The following is a 20,891-nucleotide window of genomic DNA, read 5'->3' on the forward strand; positions in this document are numbered from 1 at the left end:
CAAACGGCCCGGCCTAGCCGGGCTTTTTCATGCCTGCCGCTGGGGCAGGTTTGAATCAAGCCAATGCACGCACCATGTAGCTAGCGGTGTCATCGTAACTTTGCAGTTTTGCTGCCGGGACAAGATGATTGGCAGCCTGGAAGCATTGCCGTTGCCAGAAGCGGGAGGAGCTGTTGACGGCAATGAGCGAGAGGTTGTCCAGGCGTTCGTGCGCGGCCTGTGCATATAGTTGCGCGAGAGTCTCGCCAGCGGCATTCGAGCCGCGTGAGGACGGCAGCAGGGCAATATCGTGCAGGTAGTAGGTGGTGGCCTGGCTGGGCAGCGCATGCAGCATGCTGTTGAGGGCGGGAGGCATGCCGAGCTGCCACGGATGGCTGAGCAGGTAGCCGCAGATATGGTCTGTCTGTTGCCGCACCCAGCAACCTTGAGGATACAGCTGCTGGCGCTCAGTGAAAATTGCCAGGTCTTCTGGATAGCCGGGATGCACCTGCGCGGCTATCCGCATGACGGCTGGCAGGTCGCTTGCATGCATCGGCCTCCATGAGGCTGCGCGCTGCATGTCGGTTCCCGGTTCGCGGCCTTATTCGGTTTCTTCCTGGCGCTTGCGGCGCTGGCGCACGCTTTCGGCCAGGGTATCGAGCAAAGTGATGGAGTCATCCCAGCCCAGGCAACCGTCGGTGATCGACTTGCCGTATTCTAGCTGGCAACCAGGGATCAAGTCCTGCCGGCCCTCGTTGAGGTGCGACTCTATCATCAGGCCGACGATGCGGTCGTCCCCTCCGGCAATCTGGCTGGTGACGTCGGCGACGACGTCGATCTGGCGCTTATACTGCTTGAGGCTGTTGGCGTGCGAGCAGTCGATCATGACCTTGGCGGCCAGCCCTGCATTGGCGAGTTCGCGCGCGGCATCTTCCACGCTGGCGGCATCGTAGTTCGGTGTTTTGCCGCCGCGCAGGATGACGTGGCAATCCTCGTTGCCGCTGGTCGAGATGATGGCGGAGCGGCCTTCCTTGGTCACGGACAGGAAATGGTGCGGGCTGGCCGCTGCCTTGATGGCGTCGACGGCGATGCGGATATTGCCGTCCGTGCCGTTCTTGAAGCCCACCGGGCAGGAAAGGCCCGAGGCCAGTTCGCGGTGGATTTGCGATTCGGTCGTACGAGCGCCGATCGCTCCCCAGCTGACCAGGTCTGCGGTGTATTGCGGGGTGATGACGTCGAGGAATTCGGTGCCGGCAGGCATGCCGAGGGCGTTGACGTCCAGCAGGAAGCGGCGTGCCAGTTCCAGGCCCTCGTTGATGCGGTAGCTGCCGTCGAGGAAGGGGTCGTTGATCAGGCCCTTCCAGCCCACTGTGGTGCGCGGCTTTTCGAAATAGACCCGCATTACGAGCAGCAGCTCGTGCTCGAAGCGCGCGCGCAGGGCGACCAGGCGGCGGGCGTATTCCAGCCCGGCATCGTAGTCGTGGATGGAGCAGGGGCCGATGACGACGAGCAGCCTGTCGTCGGCGCTGTGCAGGATCTTATGAATGGCGCTGCGGGTAGCCACGATGTTGTCGGTGATGGCGGTACTGGCGGGCAGCTCCTCAAGCAGCTCGGACGGTAATCTCAGCTCCTTGATTTCCTTGATGCGAACATCGTCAGTCGCAATTTTTTGATATGGGCTCATTCTTTTTTCACCGCCGCCCGGAGGGTAACCAGGCATGGCACGGCATTGGTATTGTAAAAAAGTTGATTATTATAGCTTTATGCAGGCCTTCATGCCTGTGTTTGTGTCGTTCCGGGCATGATACTGCGGGAAGATGTCAGGCTTATGGCGCAGTTTGCGTGGTTTTGCAAACCAGGGTGCGGAAGCCGGGCCTGGGGCCTTCTACCTTGTCGAAGTAGCCATCGGAGGGGGCTTGTACGCTGCCTTGCGGGCAGGTGAACATGGCAGGCGCCGATTCTGCAAGCGGCACGTAGCCTGCAATGCGGCCGTTGGCATCATGGCCGGCGATCAGCTTGTAGAAAATACGGCGGTTGCCTTCCTCGGCGATTTCGGAGGCGGTCCAGCACATTTCGCCGTAAAAGTAGGCGTCTATCTTGTCTTCCTTGTAGTCCGCAAACGCGACGCCGCCGACAACCTGGCTGCCTTCTTCTGGCTTGAAGTTGCCATAGTCCTTGCATACGGCCAATGCGGCGGTGCCGTGCAGCGACAGGGCGGCGAGCAGGATGATAGTGGGCTTGTTCATGCGGACTCTTCCTTGGATACAATGTTGTCTACGGCTATTTTCTCATAATCGATACCGGGATCGTAAGGCTGAGCCGAATGAAGCTGAACTCTTTGCCAGAGGTTTGATCTCATGGATTATTGGATAATAGAATGATAGCCATTACGGATATCAAGCTTTAATCAAGATGCATTTCATCCGCCGTCTTGTGGTTTGTTGATAGGCGAGTCTGTCGGGGAAGTGGTCCAGGGCAAACCTGTGAACCAGTAAGTCAGCATTAGCTAAAGCCGTATTGCAATTGATAGCCCATGGGTAGACGTGCGTGACCAAGTCTCTCGTAGCTGAGAGTTTGTAATGAACCGCCCTATGTCGAGTTACCGGTTGGAGTTCCGTAAGGGATGGGACCAGAAAGGATCAATTTTGTATCGTGTTGTGTGGAAAGGTTTCACTGTTGCCAGTGCCGTGATAGTCGGCTTGGGAGTATTGCCGTTATCGGCCGGGGCAGATGAGATCCGCCTGAAGAATGGCGACGTGATCACGGGTAAAGTGGTGCGAAAATTCAATGAGAAGGTAGTGTTCAATACCTCGTATGCGGGCGACATCCAGGTCACCTGGTCCGAGATCGAGACCATCAAGACCGATGAGCCGCTGGCCGTCACGCTGACGGACCGCTCCAACCTGAAGACGACGCTGGAAAGCTACGATAACGGCAAGGCCACGATCAAGCTGGTGCAGCTGGATGACGAGGAGGACGGCAAGAAGCAGTACGAGGAGAAAGAGATTCCGCTGGCCGACCTGCTCTACATCAACCCGACGCCAGAATTGTCGGGCGTCGGGGTCAACTGGAGCGGTCGTATCAACCTGGGCGGTTCCGTCACGCAGGGTAATACCGACACCACCACGATCCGTCTTGACGGCGAATCGATCGCGCGTACGCTCAATCACCGCCTGACAGTGGCCGCCGTGGTCAACCGCGCGACCAACAACGGCGAGAATACGCAGTTCAACAACCGCTCCTCCATCAAGCTGGACCGCTTCATCAGCAATAAGTGGTACGTCTATGCCAACAACACGCTGGAAAACGACCGCTTCCGTGACATCAAGCTGCGGACGACAACCGGCGTCGGTAGCGGTTACCAGGTATATGAACGGCCTGACCTCAACCTCTTCGTCGAAGGCGGTTTGAACTATGTGACGGTCAATTATTACGAGGCCGAGAATGAGAGCTACCCGGGCGCACGTTGGGCGTTGAAGTACGATCAGCGCGTCTTCGGCGGCAGCACCCAGTTCTTCCATGAGCACGAAGTCCTGCTGGGCCTGGACAGCGCAAGCAATGCGCTGGCTTTCACCAAGACCGGCTTGCGCTTCCCCATCATCAACAACTTCAATGCCTCGATCCAGTACAACCTGGATTGGGCCGGACAGCCGGCTGAAGGACGCAAGAGCACGGATAGTGCGCTGATCTTCAACCTTGGGTATGTCTGGCAGTAACTGACATCACGAGCGCAGCCGCCTTGCGCGCCAGTTGGCAAGCTGTTGCCGGCGCATGACATGGCGCAGCAGGGCGGCGATCGCAATAAAACTTGCTAGGTGGGCGAGCCCTGCGTAAATGCTGACCAGCAGGATATGTGAAAACGCATTCGTCATTGCCAGGGGCGATAGTACAATCAGGGCGACAAGCAGGATCAGGAGCATCGCCGTGTCCTCCGTGCTGAATCATGTACGGTATTGCAAGCACGAATCACACCATCCACTACCGGCCCAGGCGGCCTAAAAAATTCAATCTTTCCTGGATCCAGCCGTTAATTGATTAAGGGGCGGCTTCCCATTCTCTTTTGCCGGTCGATGGGCCGGCAACCCAAGCTACAATTAGCGCATCATTTTCAAAATCGAAGAACCTAAAAAAACATGTTTTCTGACCAGGGCGGCCAATTCAGCATTGCATCAGGAGGATGGAGGTTTTACTCCCCCTTGATCGTGGCAGTCCTGATCGGTATTTCCCTGCTTGGCCTCGCTTTCTATATCCACGAGATTGACCGTCAAGCCAAGATCAAGGAAGAGCGCCATTACGTGACGACGCTGGCAGCAGGCGTGCGTGCGCGTATCGAGGGAGAGTTGAACAGCTCCATCCATCTCGGGCTGGGCTTGACCACCTATGTTGCAGCCAATCCCAATTTCAATGCCGACAGTTTCAACCGCGTCGTGGCCAGCCTGGTGCATTACGGGCGCCACCTCAAGACCATCACGATGGCGCCGGGCAATGTGGTGCGCTACGTATATCCCCTGGCAGGGAATGAAAAGCTGCTCGGGTTGCGCTACCAGGCCCAGGCTACCGGCCAGGAGGCCTCTCTGGAGGAATCGCGACATCCCGAATTGGTTGGGCCGATTGACCTGGTGCAGGGCGGGCGCGGCCTGGTGCACCGCTTGCCGCTGTTCGTGTTTGATCAGGCTGGTAAGGAGTCTTATTGGGGAGCGGCTTCGGTCGCGTTGGATATTGACAGCCTGTTGCAGGCTGCGGGTTTGCAGGTGCATGGCGCGGTCCTGAGTTATGCCCTGCGGCGCATGGATGACCGCGGCCATGCTGAAATGATCAGCGGGGACAGCGCCTTGTTCAGCCATAACCCGGTGTTACTGGACATTACCCTGGACGGACATGTTTATTGGCAGCTTGCCAGCATGCCGACCAAGGGCTGGGGGCACCTGGCGCAGCCGGACGACTGGATTTTCTGGATTGGCGTATCGCTGGCCCTGGCCTTGGCGACGCTCGCCTATGTCTGGCTGCGCACCATCCAGCAATTGCGCCAGCGTGACGCCAGGACGCGCCTGGCCACCAGCGTATTTACCTCTTCGAGCGAAGGCATGCTGATTGCAAGCCCCGGCGATGAAGTGATCGGCATCAATCCTGCAGTCACCGAATTGACGGGATATTCGGCACAGGAGTTATTGGGCATGCCGGTCAGTTTCCTTGCGGCCGAGCAGATGATGGCGGAAAACAGGCAGCAGGCTTATTTTTCCGTCAGCGAGAAAGGCGTCTGGCAGGGCGAGACCTTGATGCGGCATAAACAGGGGCACGTTTTCCCCGTCGCGCTGACCATTACCACGGTCACCGGCCAAGACGGCAGGGCCGAGTGCTACATCAACACTTTCAGCGATATCAGCGAACGCAAGGCCAACGAGGCCAGGATCCATGACCTGGCGCATACCGACACGCTCACCGGCCTGCCGAACCGCATGAGCCTCTATAACGGGCTGGAGGAGCGGCTGGCAAACGCGCAGCCCATCGGCGTGATGATCCTCGATCTTGATAATTTCAAGATTATCAATGATACCCTGGGGCACCATGTCGGGGACCAGCTATTGGTGGAAGTGGCGAGGCGCCTGGTTTCCTGTGTTGCCGACCAAGGGCTGGTGGCCCGGCTTGGCGGGGACGAGTTCGTGATCGTACTCGGCAGCCAGCAGGCGCCGCAGATGGTGGGCCGCGTGGCGGAGCAGGTGTTGCAGCGTCTGGCGCAGCCTTATCTGATCGAAGGCTATGAGCTGCATTCGTCTTCCAGCATCGGCATCGGGATTTCCCCGCGCGACGGCAGCGACGCCCATAGCCTGCTCAAGAATGTCGATACCGCGATGTATGAGGCCAAGTCCTCCGGCAAAAACAATTTCAAGTTCTTCACCGAAAAGATGCGCGAGGAAATCAATGAGCGCATGCATATGGAGAACCATTTGCGCCAGGCATTGCTGCGGGACGAGTTCGAGCTGCACTACCAACCGCAGGTGGAGATCGCCACCGGGCGCATCATCGGCATGGAAGCGCTCGTACGGTGGAATCATCCGGAGTGGGGCATGGTGTACCCGGACAAGTTCATCAGGATTGCGGAGGAATGCAACCTGGTGATTCCGCTGGGCGAGTGGGTGTTGCGCGAGGCATGCCGGCAAATCAGCCAATGGAGCCAGCAAGGCTTGGAGGAGGTGTGTATTTCTGTCAATATTTCCGCGCGTCAATTAAAATCCAGGCATCTGTTTACCCTGATTGACAGCTTGATTTCGGCGCATAATATCAAGCCGGGGATGCTTGAGCTCGAGATCACCGAAAGCGCGGCCATGGATGATCCCGAGCAGACCATTCCGCGCATGAAGAAACTGAAGAACAAGGGGGTCGCGTTGGCGATCGATGACTTTGGTACGGGATATTCCTCCCTGAGTTATCTCAAGCTGTTGCCCTTGACGCGTCTGAAGATAGACCGCTCCTTCGTCAAGGATATCGAGACCGACCCGAATGACGCGGCTATTTGCGCCGCCACCATCGCGCTTGCACGCATTCTGGGGTTAGGCCTGGTGGCGGAGGGCGTCGAAACTGAAGCACAATTGGAATATTTGCGCGCCCAGGGCTGTGATAGCGCCCAGGGATATTATTTCAGCAAGCCCCTGCCGGCAAACAACATTATGGAGTTTGTTTCCCGCCATCAGCAGGAGATATTGTCGTCATGATGCAATAACATCATAACGCGGAGAAGGGGAGTGGTTGCGTAGGCTAGTCATATTGATTCTGCTGCTGATCTGCCATGCCTGGGCCTGGGCGCAACCTGCCGCGTTGCGCCTCGATGCCAGCCATGCGTTGGCGCACGCCGGCCCGTTCCTGCAATACCTGGAGGATCCGGGCCATCAGCTTGCGTTGAAAGACTTGCCGGCTTTGGAGCAGGGCGGCGCATGGAAGCCTGCGCTGAATGAGCGCGGCAACGTCAACCTGGGGTATTCCCGTTCCGCGTTTTGGTTTGCGCTGCCGGTATCCGTGGCGGCCGATAGCGTCCAGCACCGCTTGCTGGAAGTTGCTTTTGCCTCCCTGGACCATGTCGAGGTGTATAGTCCGGACAGTGATGGCATCTATCAGCGGCAGGTGGCTGGCGATATTTATCCTTTCAACCAGCGGCCCTACCCGCACCGAAACCTGGTCTTCCCGCTCAAGCTGCCGGCGGGGGAGCATGCCATTTACATCAAGGTCGTTTCGCAGGGGACGTTGACAGTGCCGCTCAACCTCTGGCAGGTCAAGGCGATGCATGAGCATGACCAGTATGCCTATTCTTTGTTGAGCTTGTATTACGGCGCCCTGCTTGCCCTGTTTTTCTACAATTTCCTGATCTACCTCTCTACGCGCGAAACCGTATTCCTGTTTTACGTGGCTTTCGTCGGCAGCATGGTGGTGGCACAGGCGTCGTTGAACGGCCTGGGGAACCAGTTCCTCTGGCCTGCCTGGCCCGAGTGGGGCAATGTCGCCCTGCCGTGCGGCATGGCGGCGACTGGTTTCTTCGGCGTGTTTTTCAGCCGGATATTCTTGAATACGCGCGGCAACTTTCCTAGGTTGGACCGGCTGATGCTTGCATTTGCCGGATTGTTTGCCTTGATCATGCTATCCCCGCTGGCATTGTCATACCGGTTTTCGGCGCTGCTGGTGTCATTGTCGGGCGTCGTTTTTGCATTGTTCGTCACCTCGGTGGCGGTCGTTTCCTATATGCGCAAAAACCCAGGCGCGTTCTATTTCCTGTTGGCATGGGGCGCTGTACTGGCCGGGGTCGTGATCCTCGGGCTGCGCAATCTGGGCTGGGTGCCGACCAATGCCTTCACCATTTATTCCATGCAGATCGGTTCTGCCATCGAGATGCTCATGCTGTCTTTCGCCCTGGCCGACCGCATCACCATCATGCGCAAGGAAAAGGAACAGGCCCAGCGCGACACCCTGAATGCCAAACAGGAGCTGGTGGATGCCCTGATCAAGACGGAGCACGACTTGGAAGAGCGGGTCGCCTTGCGCACCAAGGAGATCGAGGCAGTCAACACCCAGCTGCGCCACAAGGAGCGCGAACTGCGCTATATGGCATTGCACGACGCCCTGACCGGGCTGGCAAACCGGACCCTCATGAACGACAGCCTCAAGCGCGCGCTCGCCCGGGCAGAGCGGGACAATAGCGTCGTGGCCGTGCTGTTGATCGATTTGGACGGATTCAAAGAAATCAATGACACTTACGGGCATGCCGCCGGCGACCTGGTGCTGCAAGTCGTGGCTGCGCGTCTGCGCAAGGTGACGCGGGTGAGCGATGTGACCGCCCGGCTGGGAGGCGACGAGTTCGTCGTGGTGCTGGAGGATATCCATGGGGCCGAAGATGCCATACGGATTGCGGAAAAACTGGTGGTGGAGTTGGCGCGCCCGGTGGAGGGCGGTTTGCACATTTCTGCCAGTATCGGTATCGCATTGAGTTCCGGGCGGCAGATGACGGATGATGTCTTGTTGAGGCAGGCCGACAAGGCGATGTATAAGGCAAAACTGGCGGGGCGCAACCGTTGGCATGTGGCTGCCGAAGCAGAATATGACAGCATGAACTAATGGCTCAGCAACTTTTGAGCAATGCGCTTGTCATTTTGAATGGGAGTTCTGCTGCAGAAACTTCCTATACAAATCAACATTAATAAGGCAGCGTATGCATATTATTAAAAAGTACAAAAAGTTTTTTCTTTCCCTGTTATTCCTGATTGTTGGCATTGCTTTATTTTTTGCCGGAGCCGGCCAGTATCACATGCAATGGTGGCCTTTCGGCCAAGGCTATTTTGCCAGTGTCGACGTGGATGAAATAGTACCTGAGCCTCGCCAGGCAAAAATATCCTCGATCTTCGGCACGGAAGAACTCGAAGTCCGCGAACTGCCGTTCAGCGATCAATATCCCACCGGCCCCTTCGAAATGCTGGGCAACAAGCAATTCCTCTTCATTACCAAGTGTGGCGAGGTCTATTTCACCAAGATCAACGAATCCAACGAGATCGAGATAACCAAGAATGCCGACGCATTGACCAAGCCCGGGCTGGAAGAGCGCGAGGAAAGCAAGGGCGATGATTATGACAACCTGGTGTATTGCAAGGAGCTAGCCGGGGTCAAGGATTCATTGCTGGTCGGCAATACCCTCTATGTGGCCTATACCACCTGGGACCACGAGGCGAACGGCGCCAGGCTGGCGGTATCCGCCTTCGAGCTTGATCAGGATAATGCCGAGCTGACTTTCCGTAAGGACATCTTCGTCACCTACCCGGCGATCAAGGAGCCTTTCCTCGGCCACCAAGTGGGCGGCAAGCTGGTATTGGGCGCGGATGACGACACCATGTTCCTGAGCGTGGGGGATTTTTCCAAGCCCGACGGGGTGCAGGATCCAACCACCGCGCTCGGCAAGATGATCAAGATCAACCTGCGAGATGCCAGCGCCGAGATCTATGCCTCGGGCTTGCGCTCGCCTTCCGGCGGCTTGTATTTCGACCGTGAAAGCAACGAGTTATGGGAAACCGAGCACGGCCCGAGGGGCGGGGACGAAATCAACCTCATCAAGCATGGCCGCAACTACGGCTGGCCGGTGGTGAGCTACGGCACCTTGTACGAGCGCGAGGGCATGGGCAACTACTACGGCAACAAGTACAACTCGCACGAGAAGTTCGAGAAGCCAGCCTTCGTCTTCAATCCCTCCATAGGCGTGGGCGCGATCGCCAAATATCCCAAGACCGGCAAGAACGAGTATTGGGAAGGCGGCTTCTTCGTCGCGGGGATGGCTGCCAATTCCCTGCTATACATGCGCAAGGAAGGCGAGCGCCTGATATATGCCGAACCGGTATTGAACGAATACCGCATCCGCGCATTGAAGATAGACAAGCACGGTCATTTCTTCATCAAAACCGATAACGACCAGTTCCTCTGGATGGAAAAATAGGTTATTGGCAGTCAGGCTGTTATGCAGCCTGACTGTATAAGGTTCATATCAATAGGCTTCATATCACCCAGGCGAATGCTGCGGCTGTATGTCAGGCAGTGTCAGCAAATGGTGTTGCAATGCGTAGAAGATGAAGTCGGCATTGCTCTTGAAGTTGAGCTTCTTCAGCACTCTGCTGCGGAACACGCTGACGGCGCCTGCCGTCACATTCAATTCGCGGGCGACGGTCGCAATCGTCTTGCGTTGGATGAATTTCAAGAACACCTGGAATTCGCGCTTGGAAAGCTGCTCATGCGGCAGCGGGGCTTGCTCTGCCTGCAGTGCCAGCCTGAGCTTTTCCGGTAGGTAATATTTTCCTCCGCACACCACTTCAATGGCATGGACTAGGTCCTCTTCGCTCGCGTATTTGTCCAGGTACCCCTTGCAACCGCAACGGATGAAATTGAGCAGGAAATGCTCGTCTTCGGTATTGCTGAGCAACAGCACAGGAATATGGGGCGCAATGCCGCGCAAGTGCGACAGCAGTTCCAGACCGTCCCGCTTGCAGGACGACACGCAGACGATGACCAGGTCAAGCTGGCGCTTGACCCGCAGTTTCCTGATCTTTTCCTCATCGATGCTTGCCAACACGTGCTTGATCTGCAATTCCTTGTGTTGGGAAAGCAGGTGGGTAAGGGAGTAATTGACCAGGCTGTCCTGGCTGACCAATGCGATTTTTTTCATGGCGCGCTAAGCATAGGGCAATGAAGAGATTCCATATGCTACCCAGAACGCGGTGTCTGCGATGTAGGACAATATAGCGCTTCTTTGTAGGAAAAAATGAAGTTTGTTTGTCCGCTTGTCCGCGTAGGATCGTTCTGACAACTATTCGAGCAGTTTACCGATGACGTTGCTGCTCTGCTTCTCCTAATCTGCTTCTCAGCCGCATTCGAGGCTAGAAATAAAACAACCACTCAAATATGTTTAGGAGGCAAATATGGCAACGTTGCATAGCGAAGCAGCAAGGAGGGATGACTGGCTGGTCTTACCCATTTCATGGCGGGCAATCCTGGCCGGGTTGGCCGTGGCGGTGGCGATACAGCTGATCTTGAGCCTGTTGGGCACAGGCGTGGGCTTCAGTTTTGTAGAGCCGACCGATCCAGGCAGCACGCCTACAGCCGAGGCATTTGGCATTGGAGCGGCATTGTGGTGGATCGTGTCATGGATATTCTCGCTGACAGCGGGAACCATTGTTGCCGTCTTGTCCTCCGGTGAAATCACGCGTTGCCGCGGCGCATTGCTGGGCATCGTCATCTGGGCATTGGCCACAATCGCGGGCGCTTGCGTATTCACCAACCTCGCTGGCGGCGCATTCAAGACCACCGCAGGCGCGCTCGGCGTAGCTGGCAGCGGCGCCGTCGCCGGCGGCACCTTGCTTGCGACCAATGGGCCCGGCGGCGAACTGAGGCAGGAAGTGGAAGAATTCTTCCGTAATGCCAAGAACAGCGTGGATCAGCAGGTGACCGAGGAAAACCAGGGCAAGGGCCATCGTGGTGGTGGCGGTGCTTACTGGCACGCCTTGAGCCGCTACCTGACTAATCCTGATGAAGCGAGCCGAGCCATCGATCGTGACCGCGTTGTTTCCACACTGGCGGATGCGACAGGCGTTTCCAAGGAGCAGGCCGACGAGGAAGTGAAAAAGCTTGAGGACGCCTATGCCGCCGGCAAGGAAAAAGCCAAGGAAGCAGCCGACCAGGCAGCTGAAGCAGCCGCCAAGTTCGCGTTGTGGGCTACCCTAGGGTTCCTGCTCAGCCTTGTCGCCGCTGTGGTGGCGGGTTCCGTCACTGCGCGCAACCTGGTGCATGCCGCCGCCAGAAATACATATTAATTAGCCAAAGGAGAGATATATGCCTTATATCATCGCATGGTTGCTGGGTGTCCCTATTACGGTCCTGGTGTTGATCTGGCTGTTGTTCTAAACGCCGGTGACAAGCAAGAGAAAGCCCCGCTAAGCGGGGCTTTTTCGTTTGTGTTTTGGGATCGCGATGTCAGCGCCTTCTGACAAAAACTATCATCGCCGTCCTATGGGGAGGCGCAACTGGCTTGGCTATGATGGAGCCATAGTCAATTGGGCAACATCAATGCAAGTTAAGTTTCATCGGTATGCCAAATAATTTGCATGGATCCATTATCGAACATCATCACCAGCATGACTGTTAAGGAGAATAAGATGAAGACAACCTTTCGAGTGCTCGTTCTGTCATCCTTTTTAGCAATGACCAGCCTCGCAGGCAATGCCGCACCGGCAGCCGAAATGTGCAGTAGCGAACTGCAGCATGCCGTGCCGGTACAAATGAACAAGGGAGCGATGCTGAGCGTCAGCGACCGGTCGCTGTCCTCTCAGCAGAACGCCTTGCAGGATAAGCAAGCCCTTGGCAAGCCGCGCGGCTTCGAGCGTTATCAACGGCCTGTGCTGGTTGACAAGGGGATTTGTCACCAGAAGTCCGGCGCATTCAATAAAAGCACCGTCAAGATGTAACGGCCTTCGGTCATGACGGCTCGCGTGCCGCCCGTTTTGCATGATAAAAAGGAGAAGAAATGAGATTATCCAAGTCCAAACTGTTTGCTGCCATCATCGCATTGATATTGGTGTGGGTAGCTTTTACCCAAATACGCATGCTCGATGGCAAGGCTGTGGATACCGCCAAGGCGACCGCATTGAAGCATATTGAGAATCCTGAAACTGCCAAACTGGAGAATTTGGAGGAAGTCCGTCACGGCGATACCAGCGTTGTCTGCGGAGAGTATCGCGTGAAGATTGAAAACGGTGATTACGGCGAAGCACGCAAATTTGTCGTCGAGGTGCATGAAGGCGAAGAGTCGCGGTTCAGCGAATTGGACGAGGACATCGCCCAATACTGCAACCTGCCAAGCAGGCATTGATTCACGGCAAGAAATAACAAAGAAGCCTGCAATCGCAGGTTTCTTTGTTTGTTTTAATTGCTGGCCGAAGGCGCAATCAGCGGCCAGCGGTCATCCATCCAGGCATATTCCTCGGGAGGCTCGGTGGTGATGACATAAATCCGGCGCTCGTCGTGGTGGGTGGCAATAACGCCCTTGATGGCATGGCCTGGCGGGATGTCGATCCAGTGCGCGTTGCGTTCCGGGTCTCGGCTCAAGAATTCCTCGGCAAGCAGATCTACAGGTTCCGGCTTGAGCTTGTCCCATTTGCCTTGTTCCAGAGATGTTTGGCGAGCCCAGCCGCCAATGAAGAAGCCGCCTTCTTTTTCCTCGAGGTCGTTGCCCCAGCGCAGCCACTTGATATGGCCTTCAGCGCTCTGGATCGGCAACGCCGCCTTGGGATGGGGGAACTCGATCCGTTTCTCGACACCGGAATGGTCGGTTAATTTGATGCCTCTGCACATGGTTCTAGTCCTCAATACAATGAAATCTATTCTAGGGACATCATATTAAGAATTGATTAAATGATGTAAGACTGAGTTTTCTTAAACTGATGTAGGAATTTTCCTAACAGGGTCCATTGTTCCTGAATATGGAATTGTGTAATTGGGATATTTTTATATATCGAAATCTGGGCTTTTGTCATACTGTTTATGATTATTTAATAAGGAGCCAACACGTAATGAAAACAACAAGCAAAGTGCTCGGCCTGATATTAGCCATGGGTTGGGCGGGGGCCGCCAACGCCGATCTGGCGGACGTGGAAGCGAACCTGGGCCGTCTCAAGGTGCCGGAAGGGTTCAAGGTGGAAGTCTATGCCGAAGTGCCTGGCGCACGGCAAATGGCATTGGGGACTTCCGGCACCGTCTACGTCGGCACCCGGGGCAACAAGGTCTACGCCGTGGTCGACAAGAACAAGGACCACAAGGCCGACGAGGTGATCACCATTCTCGACGACCTGAAGGTGGGCAATGGCGTCGCCATGTGGGACGGGCACCTGTACGTGGCTGAGCAGCACCGCATCACGCGTTATGCCGCGCCCGATTTCGACCTCAACCTGCCGTTCAAGCAGATGCGCGAAGTGATCTACGACCAACTGCCGGACAAGGCACACCACGGCTGGCGCTACATCGCGTTTGGCCCGGACAAGAAGCTCTATGTGACGATTGGCGCGCCGTGCAACGTGTGCGACCCGCAAGGCATTGAGGCCTCCATCATCCGCATGGACCCAGACGGCAAGAATACCGAGGTGTTCGCCAAGGGCGTGCGCAACTCCGTCGGCCTGGATTTCCAGCCGGGCACCAATGTATTGCACTTCACCGACAACGGCATGGACATGATGGGCGACGATATCCCGCCTGACGAGTTCAACGCCGCACCGCAGGCCGGACTGCATTTCGGCTTCCCTTACGTCGGCGGCCAAGATGCGCGCCCCAAGGATTGGCAGAACAAGAAGCCGCCACAAGCCGTGACGCCGCCCGTGCTCGGCTTCCAGGCGCATAGTGCGAACCTGGGCTTCAAGTTCTACACCGGCAAGCAGTTCCCGAGCGCATACCAGGGCAACGCCATCGTCGCCCAGCACGGTTCGTGGAACCGCAGCAAGCCTGTCGGCTACCAGTTGATGCGCGTGGTGTTCGACGAAAACCACAAGGTGAAATCGAACGAAGTCTTCATCGACGGCTGGCTCAATGACGGCGAGGCGTGGGGCCGCCCTGTCGACGTGTTGCAACTCAACGACGGCTCCTTGCTGGTGTCCGACGACTATAGCGGCGTCATCTACCGTGTCAGCTACGGCGAATCCGCCGCGGCGGCGCCTGCCCGCGGCAAGAGTGGCCACCAGGCAAAAGTCACCGGCCTGAAAATGCCGGAGTCCGCCATTGCACATCCGGACGGCCGCATCTTCGTCAGCGAGATCGGCGAATTCGGCAAGAACGGCGACGGCAAGATCACCGTGATCAACAAGGACGGCAGTCGCCAGACCCTGGCCGACGGCTTGAATGACCCCAAGGGTCTCGACCTCTTCAACAACCAGCTTTATGTCGCGGACGTGGACCAGGTGGTGAGGGTCGGGCTGGACGGTAGCAAGACCGTGATTGCCAAGCCGGGGGACTTCCAGGAAAAACCGGTGTTCCTCAACGACATCGAGATCGACGGCCTGGGCAACGTCTATGTTTCGGACAGCGGCGATGACAATGGCAAGCACGGCGCGATCTACCAGATATCTCCCGAAGGCAAGATCGCCCAGTTGATCAACGACAAGTCCGGCATCAAGCGCCCGAACGGGCTGCTGCTCGACGGTCCCGGCAAGCTGCTGGTGGCCGATTTCGGCAGCGGCAAACTGTTCCAGGTGAATTTCGCCAGCAAGAAGGCGAGCGTCACGCTGCTCAACCAGGGCTTTGGCGGCGCTGACGGCCTGGTGCGGGATACGGACGGTTTGCTCTACGTCAGCGACTGGGCCGGCGGCAAGGTCTGGCAATTGACCGAACCGCGCGCCACGCCGCAGTTGATCAGCGAGGGCCACCAATCCGCTGCAGACATCGCAGTATCTGCCGATGGGCGCTTCCTCTTGATTCCTGACATGAAGGGCGGCGAGTTGGTGCCTTTGCCTATCAAGTAATCGAGTGGTTTCCATCAATAAAGAAGCCGGCTCATGCCGGCTTCTTTATTGATGATATTTAAGTATTGATCAAGGCCGCTTTTGCGGTATCCGGCAAATGCCGGTCCAGTTTCTTTGCCAGCAGGAAGGCTTGCCGCCGCTTGTTGGCATCCCGGATTTGCTGCTCGATCAGGCTCAATACGTCTTCTACGGTGAGCACGTCCTTGTAGGCCTCGATATTGTCCTTGAGGGGTTGCAGGACTTGAATGCTTTGTTGCGCGTCATAAATAGATTGCTCGAGATTCTGGCCAAACATTGCGGCTCCTGATAGCAAAGTAAATAAGTGGGCTCGATTGTAGAGTGAAAATTCAGTCCCGCTTATCAGGCTGGGCTGATGTTGCTGTAGGACGATACTGACAAATCAACATGTCCAATTGAATACGATATGGCGACAATTTGAGGTAATGAAGGCAGACTAATCGGCTGCCTTTCTCAGGCCTTTTGGTAATTCAAAAACGTATATGCAGCGCAACTTCAAGGCTGCGCGGCTCGCCGACATAGTATTGAGTATTGGTCTGGTGGATGAAGCGCGCGTATGTTTCGTCCGTGAGGTTGCGGATACGGGCGACCAGGTCGGCGTTCTTGCTGACGCGGTATTTCGTATGTACGTCGAACAAGGTGTAGGAGGGTACCCACATGGTATTGGCGTTGTTGGCGTAAACGGAAGCCACGTAGCGCGCGCCGATGCCGGCTTGCCAGCCTGGCGTGATCTCATAGTGCAGGCGCAGGTTGGCGACCTGGTCGGGCACATTGATCGGGTGCCTGCCCTTGCGGGAAACGACGGCGGTGCCGACGGCTTCATTGAAGTCGTCGTATTCCGCGTTGACCCAGGCGATATTGCCTTCCGCGCGCAGCTTGGGCGTGATTTGTAGGGAGGAGGCAAGCTCGATGCCGGTGGAGGTCTGCTGGCCAACCTGGATGGTGTTGTTGCGGTCCTGCGGGTCGGTCACCGGGAAATCCCTGCGCACGATGCGGTAAGCCGCGATGGTCGCGGTGCCCCGTCCGTCGAGGTAATTCAACTTGCTGCCGACCTCGGCCTGGTAACCGATGGAAAGCTTGAAATTGTTGTCCACCTGGGCCGCGCTGGCGCTGGTGAGCGTGCCGCCAGGCGGTTCCGCCGAGGTGCTGTATTGGGCATAGAGGTTGGCGTCCTCAGTCACGTCGAATACGATGCCTGCGCGCCCAGTAAACGCATCCCAGCGCCGGTCGACCGTTGCCGGGCTGGCGCCGGGATTGTTGTCCAGGTGCAGGTCGATATGGTCGTAACGTAACCCGGTCACCAATGACAGGCGCTGGGCCAGGAACTGGCGGTTTTCGATGAACGCGGACAAGGTCCTGGTCTTGGTGCTGCGGCCTTTCTGCAGGCCGTTGCCCATGCCGGGGATGTCATAAAAATTGCCAGGTTCGGGAAAAGTTGCCGGAATAGTACTGACCGAAGTCGGGAACACGGTTTGCCGGTTCACATTGTAGTCCGCGCCGAAAGACCAGTCGCTTTGCAAGCCGAACAGCGCGCCCTTGTGCAGCATTTCGACCCGGTTGCCGTTAAGCTCCTGGTCATGGCGCTGCATGTAGGCGCCCGAACGCAAGACGGCGCTGTTGTCGGCGTTGTAGCGGTATACCTCGAGGTTGCGGAAATCCCGCTGGCCCGTGTAGTGGTAGAAGGTGTTGCGCAGCGAAGTCTGCGCGTTGAACCGGTATTCGGTGATGGACCGCGCCCAGGTGACGCGCTGTTCATAGCGGCCATCCGCGACGTTGTAATTGGCAAAGCGGTTGGACGTGTCGATTTTCAACCTGCCGGCCTGCGGGTTCAGCGTCGGCGTGCCCCAGTAGGGGCTGTCTTCCTGCTCGACGTGATGTTCCAATGCCAGCGTATGCGACAACTCTGGCGTGATGTCGGCCAGCCATGACAACGCCAGGCTATCCGCCTCGCGTTGCTGCCGGTCGATATAGCCGTTGCTGGTGTTGCGGCTGAAATCCAGGCGCACCCAGTTGTTGCCGTTCAGCGCATGGTTCAGGCCGAGAGCGGTTTCCATCGTGTCGTAGCGTGCATAGCTTAGGCGGGCTTCGCGGATTTCCTCGTCGCGGGTCGCGAGCTTGGTGACGTAGTTCAGGCTGCCGCCGATGGAGCCGCTGCCGTAAAGGAAGGAGGAAGGGCCGCCCACCAGTTCCACGCGGTCATAGACCCAGGCGTCCACCGGGCGGTTGGCGCTGTTGTACTGCAAGCTGATGCCGTTGAACAACTGGTTGACCTGTGCACCGCTGAATCCCCTGTAGGCAACGAATCCGCCGTGCCCGGGAGGTGCAGAGGCATTCACGCCGGGCAGGCTGTTGGCCGCATCCTGGAAATTGCGTGCGCCCGTTTCCTCCATTTGCTGGCGGCTTGCCACCGCGACCGAGGCGGGGTTCTCGCGGATGGTCAATCCGAGCCGGGAGCCTGCCTCGGACGGCTTGTCGATGTTCAAGCCCTGCTGGTGCTTGATGGGGGCTGCCTTGACGTGCACGGTGTCCAGGGTCTGGGTGCCGTCCGGCTGGTCCTTTGCCTGGGCGGATTCCTCGGCATAGGCATATGAAATGCCCATGGCCGAGGAAAACATCCCGGCAATCAAGGCCCTGATCAGGAATGGGTATGGTGTCGTCATATTGGGTCGAGAGGCAATGCGCGAACGTGTCGCGATCGTGGCAGGCATGGCTGCCACGACACGGGGCGTATCGGCAGTTTTTTGTTATGAGAGGGTGAAATATAGCAATATCGCCGGCTTGGGATAATGTGACAAATTGTCGCAGCCGGCGGCAACCTTCATGCTTGTCAGGCACGCACAGGCCGTGCTGCCTTGATACTAGCATTTTGTGAGTTGCGCTTAATGCGCTATACTGTTCGGTGTTGTAGCTAATTGCTTACCTTTCCTACAGCAAGTCTGAGACGTGCTGCGGTTCCCCCAATATCACCGCCACTTAAAGCCACAGGCTCCCAAAAGAGTTTTTACAGTGGTCAAACTTCCTTAACGGCAAGCCCCATACCGGACGATTTTTCCAGTCCGCAGGTGACCTCCAGCCCTCCAACCGGTTGCATGGCACCGTTTTCCGCAGCATTGCGCTGCCTGAGTAACTGCATATGAAATCACTCAACATCCAGCCTTTCACGGCCGGACGTTATTTAATCACCCCGATCTCGCATAGCAACGGGAACGGGCGCTATACCGCCTCGCTGTCCATCCGCAGCGGTCAGGGAACGAGTACGCATTGCCGTATCGTCAGCTTCGCCCGCGAATTCATTTCGCGCGAAAAAGCCCTGAACCATGCCGCCACTCAAGGACAAGTCTGGCTGAAAAACCCACAGGCTTTTGCCTGATACTATTGAAAGGAAAGACCATGGCAAAAGAAGAACTCATCGAGATGCAGGGCAAAGTAGATGAAATCCTGCCGGATTCCCGTTTCCGCGTCACCTTGGACAATGGGCATATATTGGTCGCCTATACCGGCGGCAAGATGCGCAAGAACCATATCCGCATCCTGGCTGGCGACAAGGTCACGGTCGAGATGTCGCCTTACGACCTTGCCAAGGGTAGGATCATCTTCCGGCATATAGAAGCAAATTCCTCGCGCCCGTTCAAGCCGGCCAAGCGTTATGCCCGCTAGAGCTAGATAAATCCCCTCCATAAAAAAGCAGACATCCCTCGGGACGTCTGCTTCAAGGCACTGGCTGGCAATGCTTTATCCACCATGGAGATGCCTGCTGCGTCAGCAATGAAGTTATGCTTTGTGCAGGCGCGTGCGTTCCAGGGTTTTATTGGGACATTCCCCGAACAGCTCGCGGTAGTAACGGGAGAACAGGCTCATGTGCCAGAACCCCCATTTGGTCGCCACATTGGCGATGCTGGTCACGGAGTCAGGCGCCGATTGCAGTTCTGCGCGTACCCGGTGCAGCCTGACGTTGCGCATGTAAGTAACTGGAGTAATCCCGACTCCTCGGATGAACGCGTGGTTAAGCGTTCTTCGGCTGACGTGGAGCATGGAGCATAGCTCTCCAATTGTAAGCGGCATTTCAGAATTCAATAGGGTGGCATCCCTTACACGATTCACTAAGTAGCGGGGAATACGATGATCATAACAAGTATGAACATTGCCCTTAGTGCTTAGGAGTGCATGTAGGCAAGTAGATATCAAGTCATCTTCGAAATTTTTCCACATCGAGGGAAAATTGATTGCTTCCTTATTTTCCAGATGAAAGTCCATGCCTTCCTTGAGAGCAGACAATAACTGCGCTGCGATATTTGGACTTAACGCTTCGACAGGTTTGATGCCGTGAAGAATTTTCCCAAGATCTACCCATTCAATTTCTTCTGCATATGCTTCAAGACGCTGCGCGGGAATGACAGCTGCAGTTATTTCGGATATTGCGGAAGTACGAAAAAATAACTCGGCATTTTTATCAAGTGTAATGAGTGAATTGGTGGTAACAGGAAGAAGACCCCATGTTGACTCACCAGTTACGATTGTAGGAATACCGATAACGTAGCAGTCCTGAGGGGCGCTGGTGATTTGATCCACAGCCTTGGTCATGGACTCAGTGAAAATCTGCAGATTTTGGCAGGTGACGCTTTTGACGGTTCCAGAAAACGTTCCTTTACCCAATTGAGTATAGTCTTGTGTCCAAAAAGGTAAAGCCCCTGCTTGCTCCAAAACATCAGATGTGGACTGATACACCAAGTGCAATTCAAGTTTGCTAGACAGATCAGTAACTAATTTTTTTCTGTTTTCCAAATATTTGATCCACGTTACATATTCTCAAAATCCATCGTAAGTCTATTTAGCTCGGAAAATCTTAGAGTTGAGCCGAATAACTTTGCCACCTTCTTTGTGAAAACTAAGTTTTACATTTACATACAGTTCAGTAAAGGCAAATCTAATGCCAAACCCCATAAAACGGATAGCAAAAATTGGCATAGATTGAAAATAAAAACGAATGTTTTAATTTAACCAATTGATTTTTAAATAAAATTTTGTTGTTTTAGCAATTGACTCTAATGCATTTTTGGAAAAATTGGATAAAATGCTTACATAATTTAACAAATGGGAGTTTTGATACAGTTTTAATATCTATTTTGTTGGCTAGCGGGATAGATGATGTTGCTGATTATTGATAACCAGCTGCATGTAAATCAGGGATTATCTTGGTTCTGTGAAAAAGGAATATTGCTATGGGCAGTTTCAGTGTTTGGCATTGGTTGATAGTACTTGCCGTAGTTGTATTAGTTTTTGGAACTAAGAGATTGCGTACTTTAGGTGGGGATCTGGGGGCGGCACTGAAGAGCTTTAAAGAAGCATCACAAGATAGAAGTTCCCATAAAGGGTAAA

21 protein-coding genes are annotated in these 20,891 nt (G+C 55.8%); 11 read left to right on the plus strand and 10 right to left on the minus strand.

Going from position 1 to position 20,891, the window contains the following annotated elements; genetic code table 11:
- Positions 1 to 55: 55 nt before the first annotated feature.
- The 3 genes from ACJSDX_RS12965 to ACJSDX_RS12975 all read right to left on the minus strand — a co-directional run bounded on the left by ACJSDX_RS12965 (position 56) and on the right by ACJSDX_RS12975 (position 2,225).
- Complete coding sequence (locus ACJSDX_RS12965; RefSeq protein ID WP_407995049.1) at positions 56 to 532, minus strand: GNAT family N-acetyltransferase; 477 nt, start codon at positions 530 to 532, stop codon at positions 56 to 58.
- Positions 533 to 580: 48 nt separating this feature from the next.
- Positions 581 to 1,663, minus strand: coding sequence for a 3-deoxy-7-phosphoheptulonate synthase AroG (gene aroG / locus ACJSDX_RS12970; protein WP_407995050.1), 1,083 nt, complete (start codon positions 1,661 to 1,663; stop codon positions 581 to 583).
- Positions 1,664 to 1,805: 142 nt separating this feature from the next.
- Positions 1,806 to 2,225 (minus strand): hypothetical protein, encoded by a 420-nt coding sequence (locus tag ACJSDX_RS12975; RefSeq protein ID WP_407995051.1) that lies wholly within the window; start codon positions 2,223 to 2,225, stop codon positions 1,806 to 1,808.
- A gap of 399 nt (positions 2,226 to 2,624) precedes the next feature.
- Here ACJSDX_RS12975 and ACJSDX_RS12980 point away from each other — a divergent pair, with 399 nt between their 5' ends.
- Positions 2,625 to 3,695: a DUF481 domain-containing protein gene (locus tag ACJSDX_RS12980; protein WP_407995052.1), complete on the plus strand. Its 1,071-nt coding sequence runs from the start codon at positions 2,625 to 2,627 to the stop codon at positions 3,693 to 3,695.
- A 6-nt stretch (positions 3,696 to 3,701) separates the two neighbouring features.
- On the opposite strand, the gene ACJSDX_RS12985 is transcribed toward ACJSDX_RS12980, so the two are convergent.
- Positions 3,702 to 3,899, minus strand: a complete 198-nt coding sequence (locus ACJSDX_RS12985; RefSeq protein ID WP_407995053.1) for a hypothetical protein — start codon at positions 3,897 to 3,899, stop codon at positions 3,702 to 3,704.
- Positions 3,900 to 4,112: 213 nt separating this feature from the next.
- Between ACJSDX_RS12985 and ACJSDX_RS12990 the strand changes: the two genes are divergently transcribed.
- From ACJSDX_RS12990 to ACJSDX_RS13000, 3 genes are all read left to right on the plus strand, one after another.
- Positions 4,113 to 6,689: a bifunctional diguanylate cyclase/phosphodiesterase gene (locus ACJSDX_RS12990; protein WP_407995054.1), complete on the plus strand. Its 2,577-nt coding sequence runs from the start codon at positions 4,113 to 4,115 to the stop codon at positions 6,687 to 6,689.
- Positions 6,690 to 6,723: 34 nt separating this feature from the next.
- Positions 6,724 to 8,577 (plus strand): 7TM diverse intracellular signaling domain-containing protein, encoded by a 1,854-nt coding sequence (locus ACJSDX_RS12995; RefSeq protein WP_407995055.1) that lies wholly within the window; start codon positions 6,724 to 6,726, stop codon positions 8,575 to 8,577.
- A 190-nt stretch (positions 8,578 to 8,767) separates the two neighbouring features.
- Positions 8,768 to 9,940 (plus strand): PQQ-dependent sugar dehydrogenase, encoded by a 1,173-nt coding sequence (locus ACJSDX_RS13000; RefSeq protein ID WP_407995056.1) that lies wholly within the window; start codon positions 8,768 to 8,770, stop codon positions 9,938 to 9,940.
- Positions 9,941 to 10,003: 63 nt separating this feature from the next.
- Here the strand turns inward: ACJSDX_RS13000 and ACJSDX_RS13005 are convergent, their stop codons facing one another.
- The gene (locus ACJSDX_RS13005) at positions 10,004 to 10,663 is read right to left on the minus strand and encodes a response regulator (protein WP_407995057.1); all 660 of its coding nucleotides are present in this window, start codon (positions 10,661 to 10,663) and stop codon (positions 10,004 to 10,006) included.
- A gap of 253 nt (positions 10,664 to 10,916) precedes the next feature.
- Between ACJSDX_RS13005 and ACJSDX_RS13010 the strand changes: the two genes are divergently transcribed.
- From ACJSDX_RS13010 to ACJSDX_RS13020, 3 genes are all read left to right on the plus strand, one after another.
- Complete coding sequence (locus tag ACJSDX_RS13010) at positions 10,917 to 11,807, plus strand: hypothetical protein (RefSeq protein WP_407995058.1); 891 nt, start codon at positions 10,917 to 10,919, stop codon at positions 11,805 to 11,807.
- Positions 11,808 to 12,098: 291 nt separating this feature from the next.
- Positions 12,099 to 12,458 (plus strand): hypothetical protein, encoded by a 360-nt coding sequence (locus ACJSDX_RS13015; protein WP_407995059.1) that lies wholly within the window; start codon positions 12,099 to 12,101, stop codon positions 12,456 to 12,458.
- 59 nt (positions 12,459 to 12,517) lie between these two features.
- Entirely contained in the window at positions 12,518 to 12,862 is a 345-nt protein-coding gene (locus tag ACJSDX_RS13020) for a hypothetical protein (protein WP_407995060.1), read from the plus strand.
- A 53-nt stretch (positions 12,863 to 12,915) separates the two neighbouring features.
- On the opposite strand, the gene ACJSDX_RS13025 is transcribed toward ACJSDX_RS13020, so the two are convergent.
- On the minus strand, positions 12,916 to 13,344 hold the full coding sequence (locus ACJSDX_RS13025; protein ID WP_309564445.1) for a hypothetical protein: 429 nt from the start codon (positions 13,342 to 13,344) through the stop codon (positions 12,916 to 12,918).
- 218 nt (positions 13,345 to 13,562) lie between these two features.
- Here ACJSDX_RS13025 and ACJSDX_RS13030 point away from each other — a divergent pair, with 218 nt between their 5' ends.
- The gene (locus ACJSDX_RS13030; RefSeq protein WP_407995061.1) at positions 13,563 to 15,497 is read left to right on the plus strand and encodes a PQQ-dependent sugar dehydrogenase; all 1,935 of its coding nucleotides are present in this window, start codon (positions 13,563 to 13,565) and stop codon (positions 15,495 to 15,497) included.
- A 58-nt stretch (positions 15,498 to 15,555) separates the two neighbouring features.
- Here ACJSDX_RS13030 and ACJSDX_RS13035 read toward each other — a convergent pair whose 3' ends face one another.
- From ACJSDX_RS13035 to ACJSDX_RS13045, 3 genes are all read right to left on the minus strand, one after another.
- A complete protein-coding gene (locus tag ACJSDX_RS13035; RefSeq protein ID WP_309564447.1) occupies positions 15,556 to 15,792 on the minus strand; it encodes a hypothetical protein in 237 nt (78 codons plus the stop codon).
- A 193-nt stretch (positions 15,793 to 15,985) separates the two neighbouring features.
- Positions 15,986 to 18,175: a TonB-dependent receptor gene (locus tag ACJSDX_RS13040; RefSeq protein ID WP_407995062.1), complete on the minus strand. Its 2,190-nt coding sequence runs from the start codon at positions 18,173 to 18,175 to the stop codon at positions 15,986 to 15,988.
- A 350-nt stretch (positions 18,176 to 18,525) separates the two neighbouring features.
- Positions 18,526 to 18,648, minus strand: a complete 123-nt coding sequence (locus tag ACJSDX_RS13045; RefSeq protein WP_267864441.1) for a hypothetical protein — start codon at positions 18,646 to 18,648, stop codon at positions 18,526 to 18,528.
- Here ACJSDX_RS13045 and ACJSDX_RS13050 point away from each other — a divergent pair, their 5' ends adjacent.
- On the plus strand, positions 18,649 to 18,885 hold the full coding sequence (locus ACJSDX_RS13050) for a hypothetical protein (RefSeq protein ID WP_011478905.1): 237 nt from the start codon (positions 18,649 to 18,651) through the stop codon (positions 18,883 to 18,885).
- 20 nt (positions 18,886 to 18,905) lie between these two features.
- Positions 18,906 to 19,172 carry a translation initiation factor IF-1 gene (infA, locus tag ACJSDX_RS13055; RefSeq protein ID WP_407995063.1) on the plus strand — a complete coding sequence of 89 codons (267 nt, stop codon included), beginning with the start codon at positions 18,906 to 18,908 and terminating at the stop codon, positions 19,170 to 19,172.
- A gap of 114 nt (positions 19,173 to 19,286) precedes the next feature.
- Here the strand turns inward: infA and ACJSDX_RS13060 are convergent, their stop codons facing one another.
- Complete coding sequence (locus ACJSDX_RS13060; RefSeq protein WP_407995064.1) at positions 19,287 to 20,297, minus strand: helix-turn-helix domain-containing protein; 1,011 nt, start codon at positions 20,295 to 20,297, stop codon at positions 19,287 to 19,289.
- Between the two features lie 437 nt (positions 20,298 to 20,734).
- Between ACJSDX_RS13060 and tatA the strand changes: the two genes are divergently transcribed.
- On the plus strand, positions 20,735 to 20,890 hold the full coding sequence (gene tatA, locus ACJSDX_RS13065; protein ID WP_407995065.1) for a Sec-independent protein translocase subunit TatA: 156 nt from the start codon (positions 20,735 to 20,737) through the stop codon (positions 20,888 to 20,890).
- Position 20,891: the final 1 nt, after the last annotated feature.

Source organism: Methylobacillus draconifructus, from assembly GCF_045984355.1.
GTDB classification, from domain to species: Bacteria; Pseudomonadota; Gammaproteobacteria; order Burkholderiales; family Methylophilaceae; genus Methylobacillus; species Methylobacillus flagellatus_A.

Excerpts from the sequence above, each read along its gene's own strand:
- ACJSDX_RS13045 (WP_267864441.1), bottom strand. The coding sequence starts at position 18,648 with ATGCAGTTACTCAGGCAGCGCAATGCTGCGGAAAACGGTGCCATGCAA.
- ACJSDX_RS13000 (WP_407995056.1), top strand. The coding sequence starts at position 8,768 with ATGCAATGGTGGCCTTTCGGCCAAGGCTATTTTGCCAGTGTCGACGTG.
- ACJSDX_RS13015 (WP_407995059.1), top strand. The coding sequence starts at position 12,099 with ATGGATCCATTATCGAACATCATCACCAGCATGACTGTTAAGGAGAAT.
- ACJSDX_RS12965 (WP_407995049.1), bottom strand. The coding sequence starts at position 532 with ATGCATGCAAGCGACCTGCCAGCCGTCATGCGGATAGCCGCGCAGGTG.
- ACJSDX_RS13035 (WP_309564447.1), bottom strand. The coding sequence starts at position 15,792 with ATGTTTGGCCAGAATCTCGAGCAATCTATTTATGACGCGCAACAAAGC.
- infA (WP_407995063.1), top strand. The coding sequence starts at position 18,906 with ATGGCAAAAGAAGAACTCATCGAGATGCAGGGCAAAGTAGATGAAATC.
- ACJSDX_RS13030 (WP_407995061.1), top strand. The coding sequence starts at position 13,563 with ATGAAAACAACAAGCAAAGTGCTCGGCCTGATATTAGCCATGGGTTGG.
- ACJSDX_RS13025 (WP_309564445.1), bottom strand. The coding sequence starts at position 13,344 with ATGTGCAGAGGCATCAAATTAACCGACCATTCCGGTGTCGAGAAACGG.
- ACJSDX_RS13050 (WP_011478905.1), top strand. The coding sequence starts at position 18,649 with ATGAAATCACTCAACATCCAGCCTTTCACGGCCGGACGTTATTTAATC.
- ACJSDX_RS13040 (WP_407995062.1), bottom strand. The coding sequence starts at position 18,175 with ATGACGACACCATACCCATTCCTGATCAGGGCCTTGATTGCCGGGATG.
- aroG (WP_407995050.1), bottom strand. The coding sequence starts at position 1,663 with ATGAGCCCATATCAAAAAATTGCGACTGACGATGTTCGCATCAAGGAA.
- ACJSDX_RS12990 (WP_407995054.1), top strand. The coding sequence starts at position 4,113 with ATGTTTTCTGACCAGGGCGGCCAATTCAGCATTGCATCAGGAGGATGG.
- ACJSDX_RS12985 (WP_407995053.1), bottom strand. The coding sequence starts at position 3,899 with ATGCTCCTGATCCTGCTTGTCGCCCTGATTGTACTATCGCCCCTGGCA.
- ACJSDX_RS13010 (WP_407995058.1), top strand. The coding sequence starts at position 10,917 with ATGGCAACGTTGCATAGCGAAGCAGCAAGGAGGGATGACTGGCTGGTC.
- ACJSDX_RS12975 (WP_407995051.1), bottom strand. The coding sequence starts at position 2,225 with ATGAACAAGCCCACTATCATCCTGCTCGCCGCCCTGTCGCTGCACGGC.
- tatA (WP_407995065.1), top strand. The coding sequence starts at position 20,735 with ATGGGCAGTTTCAGTGTTTGGCATTGGTTGATAGTACTTGCCGTAGTT.
- ACJSDX_RS13005 (WP_407995057.1), bottom strand. The coding sequence starts at position 10,663 with ATGAAAAAAATCGCATTGGTCAGCCAGGACAGCCTGGTCAATTACTCC.
- ACJSDX_RS13020 (WP_407995060.1), top strand. The coding sequence starts at position 12,518 with ATGAGATTATCCAAGTCCAAACTGTTTGCTGCCATCATCGCATTGATA.